The following is a 19,295-nucleotide window of genomic DNA, read 5'->3' as shown; positions in this document are numbered from 1 at the left end:
CAAAATAGGATAAAAAACCTATATGGGGCAGGTAAACTATGTTAAAATATAACTAAATTTTAATCTATGACCAAAGTGCCACGACGATCTTGCCTGGGAGGGTTAAGGATGAAGCAGCTCGTAAGCTCAGTATTCCTGTTAGTGATTGTGGTAACTTCATTTCTACTAAACCCCGAAGCTGCAACCGCCTCTCGAGAAAATATTCTCTACCAGTCCGAGCTGGATTACCCGCCCTTCAAGTATGACCAAAATGGTTATCCTGCCGGATTTGACCTCGATCTGACCCGCCTTTTGTTTGAAGAAGACAAATACTCGATTTATTATTCCTTTGATGCATGGGAGAAGGTTTATACAAAGCTGAACAACAAAGAAGTCGACACCGTAGGCCTCATGGCCGTGCTGGATGAACGAAAAAGCGAAATCAGCTACTCCAAGCCGATCATGAAGACAACGACAGGAATTTTTGCCAAGACTCATTTTGAGGAAGCAGTCACCTTGAACACATTGTCCCGTTACAGGATCGGTGTAGGTGCAGGACAATATACGGAGCAGCAGTTGAAGAGTGAGCTGGGAATTACCGATTACTCAACATTTCCAACCGTTCAGGAAGGGATGTATGCTCTAAGAGAAGGGAAGATCGATCTTCTGTTTGAGAACCAGCAAGTGGTTAACTATCTGATGATTCGTGAAGGCATGAGTGATGAAATCCGGATGGTGCTGGGAGGACTTTACCCGGTTGACTTTGCTTATGGGATCCGGAAGGACTCCCCGGAGCTTGTGTCTTATTTAAATTCCCGTATAACCGAGGTTCAAGGTGATCCCTTGTTCGAGGAGCTATATCAGAGATATTTCTTTACCCATTCCGATTACTACAATGAGAAAATCCGCAACCGATATATAACGGCGGCCGTCCTGATCGTAATTTCGGCTATCGTTGGCTCGATCCTGATCAGACTGTATATCAAGCGGCTGCGAAGAACCCTGCAAGGTGAGCGGGAATTCTCGAATGATGTGCTGAAGCATGCGAATCTGTTCATCTGGGCGGTCAAGGCTGACGGCAGAACGGTGAGGTTGAATCAATATGCCGAGCGGCTGATCGGGATTACAGAGGAACAGGCAGAGGATCGCCCTTATGATGAGCTGGAGGACATGTATGACAACTATCCCGAATTGCTGCAAATGCTGGATGAAGCATTGAATATGCAATTTGCTGTCGACCGTGAAGTGATCCTGAAGCGTTCAGAGGGAGAGGGAGAAATTGCCTTATTGTTCCGAACCACCTCCATTCAAGGACTGGAAGGGGATCCGGATGTATTTGTTCTCGCAGGGATGGACATTCAGGAGCGGAAGGAATCCGAGATCAAGCTGCAGAACAGCTATCAGGAGCTGGAGGCAACTTACGAAGAGCTGACGGCAGCTCAGGAGGAATTGGCGGATAACTATAAGAAGCTGCTTGATAATCAGGAATTGCTGGCTCGGAACGAAGAACGATACCGCTCAGTAACAGAAGCCTCAAACGGAGGTATCTGGGAGATCGACTTAATACATAACAAGAATTACTACTCCCCTAGATGGTTTCAACTGTTGGGTTATGAGGAAGAAGACCACGTAAATCGGGACATGCTCTCTGATCTTATTCATCCTGATGACGCAGTGGTCTATGCGAGCGAGATTGGGAAAGCTTGTGCAGAGCTTCGTTCCCTGCTCGAATGCGAATTCCGCCTCAGGATGAAATGTGGAGAATATCATTGGTTCCTTGCCCGTGGAAAAATTGTATTTGATACCAACGGAGAACCGCTGAGAATGACAGGCTCGATTATTGATATTCATGAGTTGAAGCTTTCTCAGGACCGCTTGCATTATATGGCTTACTATGACGAATTAAGCGGATTGCCGAACCGTCATTATTTTATGAGAGAGCTTGAGAATTTTTCTGAGACACCAGATCGACATGCGGCCTTATTTTTCATCGATACCGATAATTTCAAGTATGTGAATGATACCTTGGGACATAAGGCAGGAGATCTGCTGCTGGCAGAGGCGAGCAAACGCTTAACTGAAGCAATCGGCAGTGAGGATATGCTGTTCCGCTTGGGCGGAGATGAATTTGTAATTATGCTGGAAGGAATCAGAGAGGCTGCTCAGGCGGAAGGCTATGCCGAAAAGCTGATAGATATGTTCAAGGAGCCGTTCTATATCCAGGACAGTGAGCTTTATATATCGGTGAGCATCGGGATTTCCCTGTATCCGCAGGACGGAACCGATCCGGAGGAGCTCTTGAAAAATGCCGACATGGCGATGTATGCAGCTAAAGAGGCCGGAAAAGGGAAGTATATGGTCTTTACTCCGGCTTTCCAGCAAGCCTTCTATGAAAGGGTGCAATTAGAAAAGTATCTGCGTCAAGCGGTACAGAACGGGGAGCTATTGCTGCATTACCAGCCACAGGTCGATCTGCATTCAGAGCGAATTTCCGGCTTCGAGGCTCTGGTTCGCTGGAACAGCCCGGAGCTTGGCTTTGTTTCTCCCTTGAACTTTATCAAGGTGGCCGAGGACAGCCGGCTCATTATTCCAATCGGCGCCTGGGTGCTCAAGGAAGCATGCCGGTTCGGAAGAAGGCTGCAGGATGAAGGGTATGGAGATTTTCTGATCGGGGTCAATATTTCCGTCATTCAACTGCTGCAGGATGATTTTGCGGATAATGTACAGAAAACATTGAGAGAGACCGGATTGAATCCGCGATATCTGGAGCTGGAGATCACGGAAAGCACGATCATGGAGTCCTTTGACGAGATGGTGGCCAGCCTGACGGTATTGAGAGATATTGGAGTAAGCATTGCGCTGGATGACTTTGGGACAGGCTATTCCTCCCTTGGTTATCTGAAGCAGATGCCGATCACCACACTGAAGATCGATAAATCCTTCATTGAGCAGGTTCCGGATGAGGGGGATAGCCGATCCTTGGCAAGAGCCATCGTGCTGATCGGGAGAAAGATGGGGTTGAAGGTCGTTGCGGAAGGGGTGGAAACTCAGCGGCAGCTCCAATATATCAAGCGTTCCAGATGTGATGTGATCCAGGGTTACTTGATCAGCCGGCCTGTGCCGGAGCAAGATGCATTGGCGCTTGCCGGCAGCAATCTGCGGCTGAATATTTAGTGTATTATGCTGCCGCTGCTCCTATTCAGGCTTCCGCCTGCACGGTGACATCAGGATCTGCCAGGAAGGCTGTAATTGGCATGGATGCCGCCCCTAGAGCGGTGGAACGAATTCCAAGCTTGGCAAATTCGACTTGCGTCTTCTTCCGGTGATAAGACAGGCTCCGTTGCTCAATCGAGTGCAGCATGGCTTGTTCAAGCTGCTTGCCAGCCAGAGACAGCCGGTTACCGATAACGATCATTTCAGGGTTCAAAATATTGACGAGATTCGCCAGCCCGATGCCGAGCTGGGTTCCGATTTCATTCAGGAGGGTGGCAGCTTGGCTGTTGCCCTCTTCTACTTTTGCCAGCACTTCTTCGATCGTGGAGACTTGCTCGCCCCAAATTCCCGCAGCCTGATCCAGCAGTGCCTTCTCGGAAGCCAGCGTCTCCCAACAGCCATGATTGCCGCACCGGCAAAGCGGTCCATTCTCGGCGATGGTCATATGGCCGACTTCACCGGAAAAATTAGACGTGCCGCGGTATAGCTGCCCGCCTACGACAATCCCGGAGCCGATTCCGACCCCGATGCTTAAATAGACCAGATCATTGGTATGCAGCCCGGCACCGTACAGCTTTTCTCCGATTGCGCCGGCATTTGCTTCATTATCGATATGAATCGGCACAGCAAATTCTTGCTGAAGATGTCCTGCCAGATCAAAATTGTTCCAGCCCAGGTTGGGAGCAGAGACGACTTGCTGAGTCTCATTTACTAGTCCGGGAACTCCGATTCCGATTCCGACGATCCCGTAAGGAGTAGCGGGAAGATCAGCACAGATCTTAGTGATCGTGGATTTGATCTGATTCGTTACGCTCTCTGTTGTATAGTCAGCAAGCGGAGTGCTCTGCTCGCGAATTATATGGCCTTCCAGATCAACAATGACGACAAGAAGATCATGCACACGAATGTCCACGCCAACCGCATAGCCGGCCTGTTTGTTGAACAACAGCAAGGTGGGCTTTCTGCCGCCGCTGGATTCGCCCGGCCCGATCTCGGTGACTAGCTGGCTGTCAATAAGCTCTGCGACCAGGGAGGATACCGTAGCTTTATTTAATCCGATCGCCGCGGAGATATCTGCCCGGGACAGCGGCTGTTTTTGCCGGATGGTATCCAGAACTATGCCTTTGTTCATCTTCTTGATCAGTTGCTGATCGCCCGTAATTTTCATCGAAGTTCCTCCGGTCACATGCTTTTCTATTCGCCATCATATCATAGATAAAAAATGCTTACTAAATTACTTAGTTAGTTCACTGGACAAACTAAGTATAACGTGATAGGATTGAGTTGAAAAGAGCATGAGACAAAATCATTAAGGCAAGACTGATGTAAGGGCTTACTTAAAAGATCATTATATTGTAAGGAGGACGTAACGTGAGTTATTTCAAGAACATTGGCAAGATTCAATTTGAAGGTGCAGGCTCGAACAACCCATTGGCATTTAAGCACTATAACGAGAATGAAGTGGTGCTCGGCAAGTCCATGAAGGAGCATCTGCGCTTTGCGGTAGCTTACTGGCATACGCTGACAATGAACGGCAGCGATCCTTTCGGTCAAGGCAACATGGTTCGCCCATGGGAGACTGTATCCGGTCTGGATCTGGCGAAGGCACGCGTGGAAGTGAACTTCGAATTCCTGGAGAAGCTCGGCGCTCCATATTTCTGCTTCCATGATGCGGACATTGCTCCGGAAGGCGCTACGTTGAAGGAATCCAATGAGAACCTTGACGCAATCGTCGCTAAAATCAAGGAAGGTATGAAGCAGTCCGGCGTGAAGCTGCTGTGGAATACCGCCAACATGTTCTCTAACCCGCGTTATGTCCACGGGGCGGCAACAACCTCCAATGCAGACGTATTTGCATATGCAGCTGCGCAAGTGAAAAAGGGCTTGGAAACTGCAGTTGAGCTTGGCGCTGAGAACTATGTGTTCTGGGGCGGCCGTGAAGGCTATGAATCCCTGCTGAACACAGATATGGGCTTGGAGCTGGATAACCTGGCCCGCTTCTTCCAAATGGCTGTTGATTACGCGAAGGAAATCGGCTTTACCGGCCAATTCCTGATCGAGCCTAAGCCAAAAGAGCCGACCAAGCACCAATATGACTTTGATGCAGCTACTACGATCGCCTTCTTGCAAAAATATGGTCTTCAAGATAAATTCAAGCTTAACCTGGAAGCAAACCATGCGACACTGGCAGGACATACCTTCGAGCATGAGCTGCGCGTAGCGCGTATCAACAATATGCTCGGTTCGATCGATGCGAACCAAGGCGACATGCTGCTGGGCTGGGATACAGATGAATTCCCTACAGACCTGTATGCAGTAACTTTGGCCATGTACGAAATTATTGAAAATGGCGGATTGGGATCCGGCGGCGTGAACTTTGATGCGAAGGTTAGACGTTCTTCCTTCGAGCCTGAGGATTTGTTCTACTCCCACATCGCTGGTATGGACACCTTTGCGAAGGGTCTGAAGGTTGCGGCTCGTATGAAGGAAGAGAAATTCATCGACGGCCTGATCGACGAGCGCTATGCAAGCTTCAAGTCCGGCATCGGTGCAGACATTCTGTCCGGCAAAGCGAACTTCAAGACTTTGGAAGCTTATGCATTGGAGCATAGCGACATTCGCAACAAGTCCAACCACCTTGAGCTGGTGAAGGCGCGTCTTAACGAATTGATTTTCACTACCAAATAAGCAGGTGCTAAGCTGCAAGTGATTGAACGTTAAAAAAGGGGGCGCCTGGTCGTCCCCTTTTTTCGGTTCATATAAGCTGGACTAATAATTGTACGCGGGGGCAACGTGTGAAGCGTTCTTACAATCGCTGTCGTTCTCGGAGCTAGGCCAGAAATTCCAACTTATTCAGCTTTCAATTATATACATGATCAAGGGAGGCGTATCGGACGATGAAGTACGTAATCGGAATCGACTTGGGAACCAGCTCGGTGAAGACGGTGCTGGTAAACAAGCAGGGAGATATTGTGGGGGAGGCTACAGCTTCTTACCCGCTGATTCAAGAACGCCCGGGATATAGTGAGCAGGATCCGGAGGAATGGGTAAAGGGAACACTGACTTGTCTAAAGGAGCTGCTGGACGGTAAACAGGCGGCAGCCGAAGATATTGAAGGCGTATCCTTCTCGGGACAAATGCATGGCCTGGTGCTGCTGGATGAGCAGAACAAGGTGCTTCGCAACGCGATCCTGTGGAATGATACCCGTACGACGAAGGAATGCCGGGAGATTGAGGCGAAGCTGGGAGACAGCCTGCTTGAGATTACCCGGAATGCGGCATTAGAGGGCTTTACGCTGCCGAAGATTTTGTGGGTGCAAAAGCATGAGCCTGAGCTGTTTGCGAAGGCTGCACGCTTCGTGTTGCCGAAGGATTATTTGCGCTATCGGATGACCGGACAGGTCGCGATGGAAATCTCCGACGCCGCAGGCACGCTGCTGTTGAATGTGCCGGAAGGTGCGTGGAGCGAAGAGATCACAGCGGCCTTCGGACTTCCGGCCGGGTTCTGCCCGCCGCTCGTCGGCAGCACGGAGGACACCGGCACGGTTCTGCCGGAGTTCGCGCAGCAGAGCGGCCTCTCGCCGAACACACGGGTGTTCGGCGGCGGCGCGGACAATGCCTGCGGCGCGGTAGGCGCCGGCATTGTCCGCAAGGGCGATGCGCTGTGCAGCATCGGTACATCGGGCGTTGTCCTCACCTACGAGGAGGACAAGAGCAAGGACTTCGGCGGCAAGGTGCACTTCTTCAACCATGCTCATCCGGGAGCCTTCTATGCCATGGGGGTCACCCTGGCGGCAGGCTATTCCCTGAGCTGGTTCAAGGATTCGCTGGCGCCGGAGCTTGGCTTCAATGAGCTGCTCGCACCTGTTGGCTCGCTTCCTCCCGGAGCGGACGGCCTGCTGTTCACGCCTTACCTGGTTGGCGAGCGCACGCCGCATGCAGACAGCGTTATTCGCGGCAGCTTCATCGGGCTGTCCGGCACGCATCGCCGGGAGCATCTGGCCCGTGCCGTGATGGAGGGCATCACCTTCTCGCTGGCTGAATCCCTTGCCTTGTTCCGCGAGGCGGGCATCGAGGTGGACCGGGTAATCTCCATCGGCGGCGGTGCGAAGAATCCGGTCTGGCTGCAAATGCAAGCCGATATTTTCGGCATTCCGGTCGTCTCGCTGAAGAACGAACAAGGCCCGGCGATGGGCGCAGCGATGATGGCAGCGGTAGGCAGCGGCTGGTTCGCCAGCCTCAAGGATTGCGCCGATCAATTTATCGGCTATGCGCAAACCTATGAGCCGGTACCGGCCAATGTCGAAGCCTATAGCCGTTTGTTCAAGCTTTACCAGCAAGTCTATGCGGCTACCCGTTCGCTGAATGAAGGGCTGCAAGAGTTCCGCGGCTAATACGCAAAGCAGACTATGGGGACCCAAGAATGCTTGCAGATGAGCAGGGGAGGGTCCTCCTTCTTCACCAAAGCCACATCGTTCGCTACGGAAATAAGTGCAGAAAGGCACTATAATTACAGGTGCGGGCGCTCGTGCGGCGATTATAGTGCAGAAAGGCATTAAAATTGCAGGCGTGGGTGCTCGTGCGATGATTATAGTGCAGAAAGTCACTATAATTCCAGGTGTGGGTGCTCATGCAGCGATTATAGTGCAGAAAGGCATTAAAATTGCAGGCGTGGGTGCTCATGCGATGATTATAGTGCAGAAAGGCATTAAAATTGCAGGTGTGGGTGCTCGTGCGGCGATTATAGTGAAGAACGGCATTAATCGCAGAAAGCCTAAAGCGAACGAACAATAAAAGTTGGACGAAAAACCTGGGACTGACCCCTGATTATAAGATGGGATCGCCACTTTTCTCGCCCGGCTTTTTAATTTGGGAACGTGTTGGATAGCTTTGGAGCCTTGATGGACAGCAATTTTTCCGAGCATCAAGACGATAATGCTTCGTTGGTGATTTTCTCGAAATCGACCGGGGAGTGTGAGCCTTCTTGGACGATGTCGGGAAGAATGTGCTGGAGGAAGTAATCCACGCAGTGCAGCTGGATGCCTTTAATTTTGATAAGCGCATTCCGGTACATGGTGATGAATTCTTTTTCTGTGTTGCCTAACTGAAGTTCTGCAAAGGCCTCGTAGATCTGATCCATCTTGTCGGCTACCTCCAGGATACGCCCCTCCACGGAGTCGTCTTTTCCTTCCCGCAATTGTCTGCGGAAGATGGCCTGAAACTCTTCGGGAATATGCTCGTCGATGAAGTGAGCGACCATGCCCTCTTCGACCTGCTGCAGCATGGCTCTAAGCTCCAGCGAATAATGCTTCACAGGGGTCTTGATATCCCCGATGAAAATTTCGCCGTAATCATGGCTGCTGGTGATTTCATATAGCTTTTTCCAATCTACCGTTACCCCATGGCTCTCCTCGATATCGGCCAAGGTCTTGGCGTATTGGACAACCTTCCAGGAATGCGCGGATACACTGTGCTCCTGAAGCTTGAATCGGCCAGGGCAGCGAATGATCCGCTCCAAGTCGTTCAATGAATAGAAGTAGGTATGAATTCCCATACGTGAATTCCTTTCTGTGCCTGCGATTATTTGTGCGGCTTAGATTTAAGTATGAATGTGATTTGTTAATGGACGATTAACATCCGATATTTGCCACGAATATGTGCTCTCCATTTCTTGATTCCATCCGGGCTGCCAACTTTTGTCCTCAATCCTGCAAATTCCGTAGAGGGAATGTCGGGTAAAGCTGGAATATTGGATGTTATGATGCAGTGGAAAGGAATTGGGTATGAGATTACCTGGAATGGAGCAGGACGATAGGAGCACAGGAGGAGCGATGGCATGGAAGCGCTGAAGCAAATGAATCTAGCCATGGAGTATATTGAAGAGCATTTGGTGGATGAGGAGATCGATATGCGCAGTGTCGCTCGAATTGCAGGCTGCTCGGAATATCATTTCCGGAGAATGTTCTCCTTCTTGTCGGGGATGAGTCTTGGCGAATATGTCCGCTATCGCAGGTTGACATTGGCCGGCATGGATCTGCTCAACCAGACCGAAAAGATCATTGATCTTGCTCTGAAATATGGCTATGATTCACCGGACTCCTTCACCAGGGCATTTCAAGCCTGGCACGGGACTACGCCGTCAGAAGCCCGGAAAGGGTCTTCCAGGCTGAAGTCTTTTCCGCCCATGACCTTTCAATTAACGATTAAGGGAGGTAACCCCATGGAGTATCGGATTGTTGAAAAGGGGCCTTTTCAGATTGCAGGCATCATGGAACGAATTGCGTTGGTTTATGAGGGAACGAATCCTCAGATCGACGCCATGTGGACCCGTTTAACGATGGAGGATTATGCTGAATTAAAGCGGATCTCGAATACGGAGCCTGGAGGAATCGTATGTGTATCTGCCAATTTCACGGAGGGACGCCAGGAAGGCGGGGAGCTGGATCAATATATCGGGGTGGCCACAACAGGAACGGTTCCTGACCGTTGGGAGGTGCTCCCGGTGGAAGCTTCTACCTGGGCGGTGTTCACTGCGATAGGAGAATTTCCGAGAGCCTTGCAGGATACTTGGGCAAGAATTTATTCAGAATGGTTCCCTTCATCGGGCTACGAACTGACGGGAGGACCGGAATTGCTCTGGAATGAGGGTAAGGACACAACGGTTCCTGACTATAAAAGTGAGATCTGGATTCCTGTAATCAAGAAAAGCTAACAATGTCAGCCGGCTGCTCTTCACGGAGCAGGCCGGCTGTTCGATATTTATAGACGTAAGCCAAGAGGGTGCGCCATGAAGTCCTTGAGAGGCAATGCTATAATTGAGACAAGGCTTCCAAGGAGGAAAGATATGCATATCCGATACATTTACCGTAATTATTTCAAGAACAACTTGTTTATGAAGATTATCCTGTTCTTCTCGGTGATCACGATCGTTACGATCATTACCTTCTCCTATCTAATGTTCAAGGTGATGTCCGAATCTGCCGTGCAAAGGCAACTCGACATCCAGAAAGGAGCGGTTGAGAGGGTCAGTAACTATTTTAGCGGAAAGTATGATTCGATTCAGTCCACGGTGCGCGAGGTCTATCGTGATGATGTGCTGGCTGTGAATATGTCTTACTTCTTGGAGCATCCGTATCAGGACTATGTGAACTATCGCTTGGAGCGATTTTACACAGATAACGGTATTTCCTCGTCTGATATGGTGATGTTTTTCCGCAGCAAGGTGGACGATGACCCGGATATCCGCAGTCTCATGCTATACAGCGTAGATCAGCATCAGCTCTATGTATTTTATAACTACATGCAGCAGTTCAAGATTATCTCGACCAACCTGGCCCGCTCCTATATCCCGGAAGTTATGTATCAACAGGAAGGGCCCGGGGTGGGGCCGTCTAATATCTGGGTCAGCCGAGCCATCGAGACGACTAACATCTCGACCTACTCGGTACGCTTTCCAGTGAACAATACCCTGACGCTCAAGAATATAGGTCAATTAGTAGTCTATTACGATACAGATAAGGTGTGGAACAGTCTGGCGCTTTATAAAGAGGATCTCAAAGGCTCCATTCTAGTTCTGTCACAAGACGGAAGCGTGCTGTTTGACTCCACGGGCTTTTATCAAGGAAAGAAATATCCTCATTTCGAAGAGCTTAACACAGTGTACGACAACGATGAACTGGGGGACGACTTGATTGCGACCAAGATAACCCATAGTCAGGGCGGGTTCACTGTATTAAGTACTGTGCCGAAAAAGGAATTAGCCAAAACCTACCAAGGGCTGCGGAATACGATCCTCTTGATCAGTTCTGTCTGTATTTTATTCGCCATTTTGATTCCCGCGCTCTTTATCAGCAACTTTGCAAAAAGAATGTATAATATCATTCGCTTTACCCGGAAGGTTCGTGAAGGGGACTTTACAACCCGGATCGCGGACACAAGAGAGGACGAGCTTGGCCAGATTTCCAAGAGCTTTAACGATATGCTGGAAGAGCTGAATGAATATATCGACCGGGTATTCAAAGCGGAAATCAAGCAACAGCAGACTGAACTTGTCGCCTTGCAGGCCCGGATCAATCCGCATTTCCTATACAATACATTGGAGGTCATCCGAATGCGCGCAGTCTCCCAGGGAGCCAAGGATGTTGCGGAGATGATCTATAGCCTGTCCGTCTTGTTCAAGAGCCTGGTGCAGCAAAAGAGAGTTTACACCCTTAAAGATGAATTGGAGGCTTGCCGACTATACTTGGAGCTGTTCCGGATTCGCTACAAGGACCGCTTTGAGTACGAGATACAGGCAGCGCCGGAAGTATACGGACAATCGGTAGTCAAGCTATCCTTGCAACCGATTGTTGAGAATTATATTGTCCATGGGATCCGGACGGACCGCTATGACAATCGTTTAACGATTCAGGTGCGGGAGGATGGGAATATTTTGACGGTAGTGGTGCAAGATAACGGCAAGGGCATTGATCCTGACCAGTTGGCTGAGATCCGGGAGGAGTTGGAACGAGAGGAAGAGACCGGCCGCATGTTTGGCCTGAGAAGTGTCCATAGCCGCTTGCGTTTCTTGTACGGACCTGAGTACGGAATTGAAATTGAGAGTTCTCCGGAAAGTGGAACTATCGTTATCGTACGCTACCCGGTTCGGGAGGAAATGGAGGCTGAGGCTCAGGATGTATAAAGTATTTATTGTGGATGACGAGCCTTTTATTGTTGAAGGCTTGTACGATATTGTCGACTGGCCCTTGTTCGGTCTGGAAATTGTGGGACATGCGGAGAACGGACTGCAGGCCTTGGAGGCGCTAAAGACGACGCCGGCCGATTTGCTGATCACCGATATCTCGATGCCGGTTATGGATGGACTGAGCCTGATCTCTGAGGTGCGTAAACTCCATGCGGAAATGAAGGTCATCATCTTAAGCGGGTTCAACGAATTCGACTATCTCAAGGAAGGCATGCGCCTGGGTATCGAGAACTATCTGTTGAAACCGATCAATGTGGAGGAGTTGGAGTCCACCCTTCGCAATACGGTTCAGAAGCTGGACCGGATTCAGCCGAAGGAACAGTACGATGATTATGACGTCCAGATTCTCAAGGATAATACACTGTACCGCTGGCTCAATGGGCAAATCGCAGCGCCTGAATTCGCCGAGCGTGCCGGATTGCTGGATCTGGAGCTTCGAGCTCCGTATTTCGCTGTCTGTGTCCTGAGGACAAAAGCAAACCTGTCCGTCTTGTTTGAGCGGGTAACCGGGTTTCTGGATACCCGGGACGAACAGGCCACTCTTTGCCGGGATGTGGATGGAGACCTGGTTCTCATTGCTTCCTTGGCGGGCCAAGAGGATGGGAGAAAAGTCTTTACTCATCTGGTAGAGGACCTGTCGATGGAACTGTCTGTCATGAGTCGTCCGGTACATATAGGGATGGGCCGTGTTGAACCCGTCTCGGAAGAGGCCTCGCTCAGTTATAAAGAGGCCAAGCGGGCGCTCGAATACTATATCGTCTATCCTGAACGGCTGTTTATCGAGTACGGACAATTGGAAAGAGGGCGAGGCCTGTCCTTCTCCAGCCATTCCATGCCTTGGGCGGAATACAGCAAGCTGATTTTATCCGGGGATATAGAAGAATTAAAGAAGAATATTCGCGATGATTTTGAGCAGCTTAAGCAAGGGGAAGGTGTGAGCCCGGATGATCTGCAGAGCGCCGCGATGGAATTGGTCATTCGCTTCAAGATGGAGCTTCAGGAGATTAAGCTTACTGAAGAAGCCGATAGTTTCAAGCAAGCGCTCGGTCAAATCCAGAGCAGCCAGTCCTTTGACGGGTTGGTAGAGATTCTGGAGGAAGTGGCGGATATAACGGTCAATTCATTGATGAGAGACGTGAAAAGCCCGGTAGTCCATCAGGTATTGAACTATATCCATAGTCACTATGCGGAGGAGCTTTCTCTAAAAACGCTTGGAGCGCATTACCATATCCATCCGGTTTATTTGGGACAGCTGTTTCTGAAGGAGACAGGGGGGACATTTGCGGAGTATATCAACAAATATCGTATCGAAAAGGCCAAGGAGCTTTTGAAGGTGACCAACCATAAAGTGCATGAAATCGCCCGAAATGTGGGGTATTGGGAAATTGGATATTTCTACAAGCAATTCAGGAAATACGTAGGCATATCGCCGACCGATTTTAAAGCGCTTCACTAATAAAATAGGTCTTCCATACCTTGTAGGCTTATTTTCTTTAATTTGTACCTCGATTTATTTAGTTTGTATTCTTTTTGTAACGGCTTTCATTCGGTAAGGTTGAATTGTAAGTTAGACGAAACAATCTCAAAAGGGAGGATCATCATGAGAAATAGTAAAAGAAGCTTTTCTTTCGTACTCGCTACTCTGATGGCTCTGGTGCTCGTATTGAGCGCTTGCGGCGGCAAGAACAACAATGCAGCCGAAGGTAACACCGGGACGTCGACAGGCGGCGGTTCGGAAAAGACAGTTAACCTGATTTGGTACACCATCGGGACACCTCAAAAAGATGTGGATCGCGTTATGGAGGAAGTCAGCAAGTATACTAAAGAGAAAATTAACGCGACGATCACTATGAAAATGGTCGACTGGGGCGACTACCAGCAAAAAATGCAAGTAAACGTTGCTTCCGGTGAGCCAATGGATATTATCTTCACTTCCGCCGGCGGCTTTGACTATGTACAGAATGCAAGAAAGGGAGCCTTCATGGTTCTTGATGATCTGTTAGAGCAATATGGACAAGATCTGAAGAACACGATCGACCCTGCCTTCCTCGAAGGATCCAAGGTTGATGGCCATAACTATGGTATCCCGGCCAACAAAGAGTTGCCACAACAAGAAGTATGGCGCTTCAACAAGCAATTCCTTGATAAATACAACCTGGACATCTCGAACGTCCGTTCCTTGGAAAGCATTGAGCCGCTTTTGAAGACCATCAAGGAAAACGAGCCAACGATTACAGCGTTCGCTATGGATAAGAACTATGTCCCTTACGTACCTTACGACTATGTAGTTCAAAATCTGCCGATGGCTGTAAAGCTTGATACAACAGATTATAAAATCGTCAACATTCTTGAAACCCAAGAAATGAAAGACGCTCTCAATTTGATGCGTAAGTACTACAAAGCAGGTTACATTGCTCCTGAAGCCGCAACTACCGGCTCCACCAGTGACCTGATGACTTCTTCGATGTGGTTCATGGACCGTGCGCAAACTCAACCGTCTGCGGATAACCTCTGGTCCCAAAGCTATGGCTACCCAGTTGTTTCTACGCCAGCGAGTGATGCAATCATCACGAACACATCGGTACAAGGTTCGATCATGGCAATCTCCGCTAACTCCGAATATCCGGAAAAGGCGATGGAATTCCTGAACTTGCTGAACACCGACCCGGTATTGCGCAACATGGTTGACTCCGGTATCGAAGGCGTTCACTACAACAAGACAGATGAGACACACTATGAAAACCTGCCAGAGTCGAAGAACTACGATATGCCTTCGTACTCCTTGGGTAACAACATGCTCCTTTACCTGAATGCTAACGATCCTGATGATAAATGGGAGCAATTCAAGACCTTTAACGCTGCTGGCGTTGACTCGCCAATTCTGAGCTTCAACTTTGACAGCACGAAGGTTGCTTCAGAAATGGCAGCTGTACAAAACGTGAAGGAACAATACTGGTCTTCCCTGATGACAGGTACTGTCGAGCCTGATGAGTTCTTGCCTAAGGCGATTGAAAAGTTCAAAGAAGCAGGTCTTGACAAGGTAATTGCTGAGGCCCAAACCCAGCTCGATGCCTGGAGAGCTGCGAACAACAAGTAATTAATTAAAGAAGTTTCGGGATCGGGCGGGTGATAACATCGCCCGATCCTTTTTCATTATTTTTGACAGGAGGGGAATAAGGTGGCCACATTTTTTAGAAATCTGCTCAAAAACAAAGTCATGCTCTTCATGGTGTTGCCTGGTGCGCTTTGGTTTTTCTTCTTCTCTTACATGCCTCTAGTAGGGACCATCGCTGCCTTCAAACAGTACCGCTTCAGCAGAGAAGGGTTCTGGGCTAGCCTTGTAAAGAGTGAATGGGTGGGCTGGGACAACTTCAAGTTTTTGTTCAGTACAAATGATGCGCTTTTAATTACACGAAATACGTTGCTCTATAACATTGCATTTATCTTTATCGGATTGGTGCTGTCGGTGGCCATGGCCGTACTGTTGTCCGAGCTTGTGAACAAAAGATTGGCGAAGGTTTATCAAACCGGTATGTTTCTGCCGTATTTCCTGTCATGGGTTATTGTCGGCTATTTTGCGTTTAGCTTCCTGAGCATGGATCGCGGGATGTTCAACCAAATTATCAGCTGGTTTGGCGGAGATCCGATTCAATGGTATTCCGAAGCGAAGTATTGGCCGTACATCTTGGTCTTTGTGAGTTTGTGGAAATCCATTGGTTACAATAGCGTCGTGTACCTCGCATCCATTATGGGTATCGACAAATCACTCTATGAAGCAGCTATGATCGACGGCGCTAACAAATGGCAACAAGTGAAGAATATTACAATTCCGATGTTGTCTCCGATTATTATCATTATGACCTTGCTGGCTGTAGGGAAAATCTTCTACGCCGATTTCGGCTTGTTCTACCAAGTACCAAGAGATTCCGGCCCGCTTTATGCTGTTACAAACGTTATCGATACTTATGTATACCGTGGTCTGAAGACATCCGGCGAAATCGGCATGAGTACGGCAGCTGGTCTTTATCAATCGGTAGTCGGCTTTGCCTTAGTCATGGTATCCAACTATGTTGTACGAAAAATCGATAAAGACAGTGCCCTATTCTAAAACAGCTGAAAGGAGTGTCAGACAATGGCGGGAGTAATTAGAAGAAATAAGGACTTTCATCAGGTAGGTACAGGTTGGAACGTTGTGCTGAACCTGATTGCAGGTATATTTGCATTTCTGTGTGTGTTTCCGTTCCTGTTCGTCGTGATCATCTCGTTAACCGATGAGAAGACGCTGGCAACGGATGGCTACCGCATCCTTCCGGCTCAATGGAGCTTGGAAGCTTACCGGTATGTATTCCAGAGTGGTGATATGCTGCTTCGCTCCTATGGAGTGACCATTTTTGTCACCTTGGTCGGAACAGTTATCAGTTTGATTATGATTTCCTTGTACGCTTACGCCATTTCACGGAACAGCTTCCGGTACCGGCGCTTTTTCTCGGTGTTTGCGATCGTAACTATGTTGTTCAACGGCGGTATGATCCCAACCTATATGGTAGTCTCCCAGCTTATGGGGCTTAAGAATACGGTGTGGGCCCTGATTTTACCACTGGCTATGAATGCATTCTATATTATGATTTTGCGGACGTTCTACAGTACCAGCGTCCCTGAAGCGGTCATTGAATCGGCGCGGATTGATGGGGCGGGAGATTTCTACATCTTCTTGCGCATCGTGCTTCCGTTGTCGCTCCCTGGATTAGCTACGATTGGTCTGTTCAGTACTCTCGGATATTGGAACGATTGGTTTAATGCCTTGCTGTATATCGATGTTCCAAACCTTGTACCACTGCAGTCGATGCTGATGCGTATCGAATCAAGCATTGCCTTTATTCAGCAAAACTCGCAAAACAGCTCGCTCAGCTTGACCGCGCTGCAATCTATTCCGCAGGATACGTCGCGGATGGCGATGGTCGTGCTTGCAACACTGCCGATTATTTTCGCCTATCCGTTCTTCCAACGCTACTTCGTGCAAGGTCTTACGGTAGGTGCAGTTAAAGAATAAAAAGGAGCGAGGAAGTTGATCTACAAGGACAGGACAAAACCGATTCCGGAACGAGTAGAGCATTTGCTTGGACTAATGACTTTGGAAGAAAAGGCCGGCCAGCTGGTTCAACCGTTCGGTTGGCAGACCTATGAACATATAAACGGAGAAATTCGTCTTACCGAAGCTTTTAAAAAGCAAATTGAGCAAGCGGGTGTTGGCTCGCTATATGGCGTGCTGCGAGCCGATCCCTGGACAGGGGTAACGCTGGCAAGCGGCCTCTCTCCGCGTGAGGGAGCCGAAGCGGTCAATACGATTCAACGCTATGCGATCGAGAATTCGCGGCTTGGCATTCCGATCCTGATTGGAGAAGAATGCTCGCATGGCCACATGGCCATTGGTGCGACCGTCTTCCCGGTTCCCCTCTCGCTTGGCAGTACCTGGAACGTAGATTTATACCGTGAAATGTGCCGTGCCGTTGGCCGCGAGACACGCAGCCAGGGCGGAGCGGTAACCTACTCTCCAGTGCTTGACGTGGTTCGCGATCCCCGCTGGGGACGGACCGAAGAATGCTTCGGCGAGGATGCGCATCTGATTAGTGAAATGGCCGTGGCTTCGGTAGAGGGTCTCCAAGGCGAGAAGCTGGACGGAAAGGATAGCGTAGCCGCGACATTGAAGCATTTTGTCGGCTACGGAAGCTCGGAAGGCGGCAGAAATGCCGGTCCGGTGCATATGGGACGCCGGGAGCTGCTCGAGGTGGATCTCTTACCATTCCGTAAGGCGGTAAAAGCAGGAGCGGCTTCGATCATGCCGGCGTATAACGAAATTGACGGTGTACCTTGTACGACCAACCAAGAACTGCTTGAGGATGTATTGCGTAATGATTGGGGCTTTGACGGCATGGTGATCACCGACTGCGGCGCCATTGATATGCTGGCTTCCGGACATGATGTAGCGGCCGATGGCCGTGATGCGGCCGTTCAAGCCATCCGGGCAGGAATTGATATGGAAATGTCCGGAGAAATGTTCGGCAAGCATCTTGTTGAGGCTGTCCATGCAGGCCAACTGGAAGAGGAAGTGCTGGATCGCGCGGTATGCCGCGTTCTGACGCTGAAATTCCGCCTGGGCCTGTTCGAATCACCTTATGCTGACCCGCAGCGGGCCGAGCAGGTGATCGGCAGCGCAGAGCATGTGGAACTGGCCCGCAAGCTGGCCGGGGAAGGTATTGTTCTCCTGAAAAATGAAGGGGTATTGCCGCTGGCGCCAGGCGCCGGGAAGATCGCTGTTATTGGTCCGAATGCCGATGTGGGGTATAATCAACTTGGCGATTATACGTCACCGCAGCCTCGGGACAAAGTGACGACGGTGCTTGGAGGCATCCGCAGCAGACTGGCGGATTCGCCAGAGCAAGTGCTGTATGCGCCGGGTTGCCGGATCAAGGGCGATTCCCGGGAAGGCTTTGAATTTGCCTTGTCTACAGCAGCGGAGGCAGATACGGTAGTTATGGTCGTGGGCGGTTCCAGTGCCCGCGATTTCGGTGAAGGAAGTATCGACCTCAAGACAGGCGCTTCCAAAGTAACTGGCAACTCGGAGAGTGATATGGACTGCGGCGAAGGCATTGACCGCTTGTCGCTGTCACTGTCGGGAGTTCAGCTGGAGCTGATTCAAGAGATTCATAAGCTGGGCAAACCGTTGGTTGTCGTCTATATCAATGGCCGGCCAATCGCCGAGCCTTGGATCGATGAGCATGCGGATGCGATCCTGGAGGCCTGGTACCCAGGCCAAGAGGGAGGCCATGCCGTGGCGGATATTTTGTTCGGCGATGTGAACCCGTCCGGACGCTTGACCGTTTCCATTCCGAAGCATGTTGGACAGCTTCCGGTGTATTACAACGGCAAGCGCTCGCGCGGCAAACGCTATCTGGAAGCGGACTCGCAGCCAAGATATCCTTTCGGCTTTGGACTCAGCTATACGGAGTTTACTTACGACAAGCTAAGTGTCTCTTCGGACAGCATCCATAAGCATGAAGAGGTTCAGGTGCGGGTTGAAGTGAAGAACACAGGGCAATGCGCAGGGGCTGAAGTGGTTCAACTGTACGTGACGGATGTCGCGAGCACAGTTACTCGCCCAGGCAAAGAGCTGAAGGGCTTCCGCAAGGTATTTTTACAGCCGGGCGAATCTCGGACGGTTGAATTTACCGTAGGGCCGGAACAGCTGCAATACATCGGAGCCAACTACGAGCCGGTGGTCGAGCCTGGAGAATTCCAAGTGCATGTCGGCAAGCATGTCAATGAACTGCTGAGCGCCAATTTTATTGTGCGGGAGGACTAA

At 49.9% G+C, this 19,295-nt stretch carries 13 protein-coding genes; 11 read left to right on the top strand and 2 right to left on the bottom strand.

What is annotated here, in order from left to right; genetic code table 11:
• The first annotated feature begins 108 nt into the window (after positions 1 to 108).
• Positions 109 to 3,153 carry an EAL domain-containing protein gene (locus KQJ23_RS01010; protein WP_216476726.1) on the top strand — a complete coding sequence of 1,015 codons (3,045 nt, stop codon included), beginning with the start codon at positions 109 to 111 and terminating at the stop codon, positions 3,151 to 3,153.
• A 25-nt stretch (positions 3,154 to 3,178) separates the two neighbouring features.
• On the opposite strand, the gene KQJ23_RS01005 is transcribed toward KQJ23_RS01010, so the two are convergent.
• Positions 3,179 to 4,360, bottom strand: coding sequence for an ROK family transcriptional regulator (locus KQJ23_RS01005; protein WP_216476725.1), 1,182 nt, complete (start codon positions 4,358 to 4,360; stop codon positions 3,179 to 3,181).
• Positions 4,361 to 4,563: 203 nt separating this feature from the next.
• On the opposite strand from KQJ23_RS01005, the gene xylA reads away from it, so the two are divergent.
• The 3 genes from xylA (at position 4,564) to KQJ23_RS00990 (ending at position 7,986) form a co-directional block, all read left to right on the top strand.
• Complete coding sequence (xylA, locus tag KQJ23_RS01000) at positions 4,564 to 5,880, top strand: xylose isomerase (protein ID WP_216476724.1); 1,317 nt, start codon at positions 4,564 to 4,566, stop codon at positions 5,878 to 5,880.
• A gap of 209 nt (positions 5,881 to 6,089) precedes the next feature.
• On the top strand, positions 6,090 to 7,586 hold the full coding sequence (gene xylB / locus KQJ23_RS00995) for a xylulokinase (RefSeq protein ID WP_216476723.1): 1,497 nt from the start codon (positions 6,090 to 6,092) through the stop codon (positions 7,584 to 7,586).
• 190 nt (positions 7,587 to 7,776) lie between these two features.
• Positions 7,777 to 7,986, top strand: coding sequence for a hypothetical protein (locus KQJ23_RS00990; protein ID WP_216476722.1), 210 nt, complete (start codon positions 7,777 to 7,779; stop codon positions 7,984 to 7,986).
• Positions 7,987 to 8,116: 130 nt separating this feature from the next.
• Here the strand turns inward: KQJ23_RS00990 and KQJ23_RS00985 are convergent, their stop codons facing one another.
• Positions 8,117 to 8,746, bottom strand: a complete 630-nt coding sequence (locus KQJ23_RS00985; RefSeq protein ID WP_216476721.1) for an HD domain-containing protein — start codon at positions 8,744 to 8,746, stop codon at positions 8,117 to 8,119.
• A gap of 282 nt (positions 8,747 to 9,028) precedes the next feature.
• On the opposite strand from KQJ23_RS00985, the gene KQJ23_RS00980 reads away from it, so the two are divergent.
• The 7 genes from KQJ23_RS00980 to KQJ23_RS00950 all read left to right on the top strand — a co-directional run bounded on the left by KQJ23_RS00980 (position 9,029) and on the right by KQJ23_RS00950 (position 19,295).
• Entirely contained in the window at positions 9,029 to 9,904 is an 876-nt protein-coding gene (locus tag KQJ23_RS00980) for an AraC family transcriptional regulator (protein WP_216476720.1), read from the top strand.
• Between the two features lie 132 nt (positions 9,905 to 10,036).
• Positions 10,037 to 11,872, top strand: a complete 1,836-nt coding sequence (locus KQJ23_RS00975) for a sensor histidine kinase (protein ID WP_216476719.1) — start codon at positions 10,037 to 10,039, stop codon at positions 11,870 to 11,872.
• Complete coding sequence (locus KQJ23_RS00970) at positions 11,865 to 13,391, top strand: response regulator transcription factor (protein ID WP_216476718.1); 1,527 nt, start codon at positions 11,865 to 11,867, stop codon at positions 13,389 to 13,391. Before KQJ23_RS00975 ends, KQJ23_RS00970 begins: the two co-directional genes overlap by 8 nt.
• 144 nt (positions 13,392 to 13,535) lie before the next feature.
• Positions 13,536 to 15,032: an ABC transporter substrate-binding protein gene (locus tag KQJ23_RS00965; protein WP_216476717.1), complete on the top strand. Its 1,497-nt coding sequence runs from the start codon at positions 13,536 to 13,538 to the stop codon at positions 15,030 to 15,032.
• Between the two features lie 81 nt (positions 15,033 to 15,113).
• Positions 15,114 to 16,043, top strand: a complete 930-nt coding sequence (locus KQJ23_RS00960; protein WP_216476716.1) for an ABC transporter permease — start codon at positions 15,114 to 15,116, stop codon at positions 16,041 to 16,043.
• 24 nt (positions 16,044 to 16,067) lie between these two features.
• Positions 16,068 to 16,985, top strand: a complete 918-nt coding sequence (locus KQJ23_RS00955; RefSeq protein ID WP_044480411.1) for a carbohydrate ABC transporter permease — start codon at positions 16,068 to 16,070, stop codon at positions 16,983 to 16,985.
• 75 nt (positions 16,986 to 17,060) lie between these two features.
• Entirely contained in the window at positions 17,061 to 19,295 is a 2,235-nt protein-coding gene (locus KQJ23_RS00950; protein ID WP_216477039.1) for a glycoside hydrolase family 3 N-terminal domain-containing protein, read from the top strand.

Origin of the sequence: Paenibacillus brevis (genome assembly GCF_018919145.1) — a bacterium.
Classification (GTDB): domain Bacteria; phylum Bacillota; class Bacilli; order Paenibacillales; family Paenibacillaceae; genus Fontibacillus; species Fontibacillus brevis.
This window is presented reverse-complemented; position numbering and strand designations above follow the sequence as displayed.

What these genes read in the sequence shown, in the direction of transcription:
- KQJ23_RS01010 (WP_216476726.1), top strand. Translation starts at nt 109, where the DNA reads ATGAAGCAGCTCGTAAGCTCAGTATTCCTGTTAGTGATTGTGGTAACT.
- KQJ23_RS01005 (WP_216476725.1), bottom strand. Translation starts at nt 4,360, where the DNA reads ATGAAAATTACGGGCGATCAGCAACTGATCAAGAAGATGAACAAAGGC.
- xylB (WP_216476723.1), top strand. Translation starts at nt 6,090, where the DNA reads ATGAAGTACGTAATCGGAATCGACTTGGGAACCAGCTCGGTGAAGACG.
- KQJ23_RS00990 (WP_216476722.1), top strand. Translation starts at nt 7,777, where the DNA reads ATGATTATAGTGCAGAAAGTCACTATAATTCCAGGTGTGGGTGCTCAT.
- KQJ23_RS00985 (WP_216476721.1), bottom strand. Translation starts at nt 8,746, where the DNA reads ATGGGAATTCATACCTACTTCTATTCATTGAACGACTTGGAGCGGATC.
- KQJ23_RS00980 (WP_216476720.1), top strand. Translation starts at nt 9,029, where the DNA reads ATGGAAGCGCTGAAGCAAATGAATCTAGCCATGGAGTATATTGAAGAG.
- KQJ23_RS00975 (WP_216476719.1), top strand. Translation starts at nt 10,037, where the DNA reads ATGCATATCCGATACATTTACCGTAATTATTTCAAGAACAACTTGTTT.
- KQJ23_RS00970 (WP_216476718.1), top strand. Translation starts at nt 11,865, where the DNA reads ATGTATAAAGTATTTATTGTGGATGACGAGCCTTTTATTGTTGAAGGC.
- KQJ23_RS00965 (WP_216476717.1), top strand. Translation starts at nt 13,536, where the DNA reads ATGAGAAATAGTAAAAGAAGCTTTTCTTTCGTACTCGCTACTCTGATG.
- KQJ23_RS00955 (WP_044480411.1), top strand. Translation starts at nt 16,068, where the DNA reads ATGGCGGGAGTAATTAGAAGAAATAAGGACTTTCATCAGGTAGGTACA.
- KQJ23_RS00950 (WP_216477039.1), top strand. Translation starts at nt 17,061, where the DNA reads ATGACTTTGGAAGAAAAGGCCGGCCAGCTGGTTCAACCGTTCGGTTGG.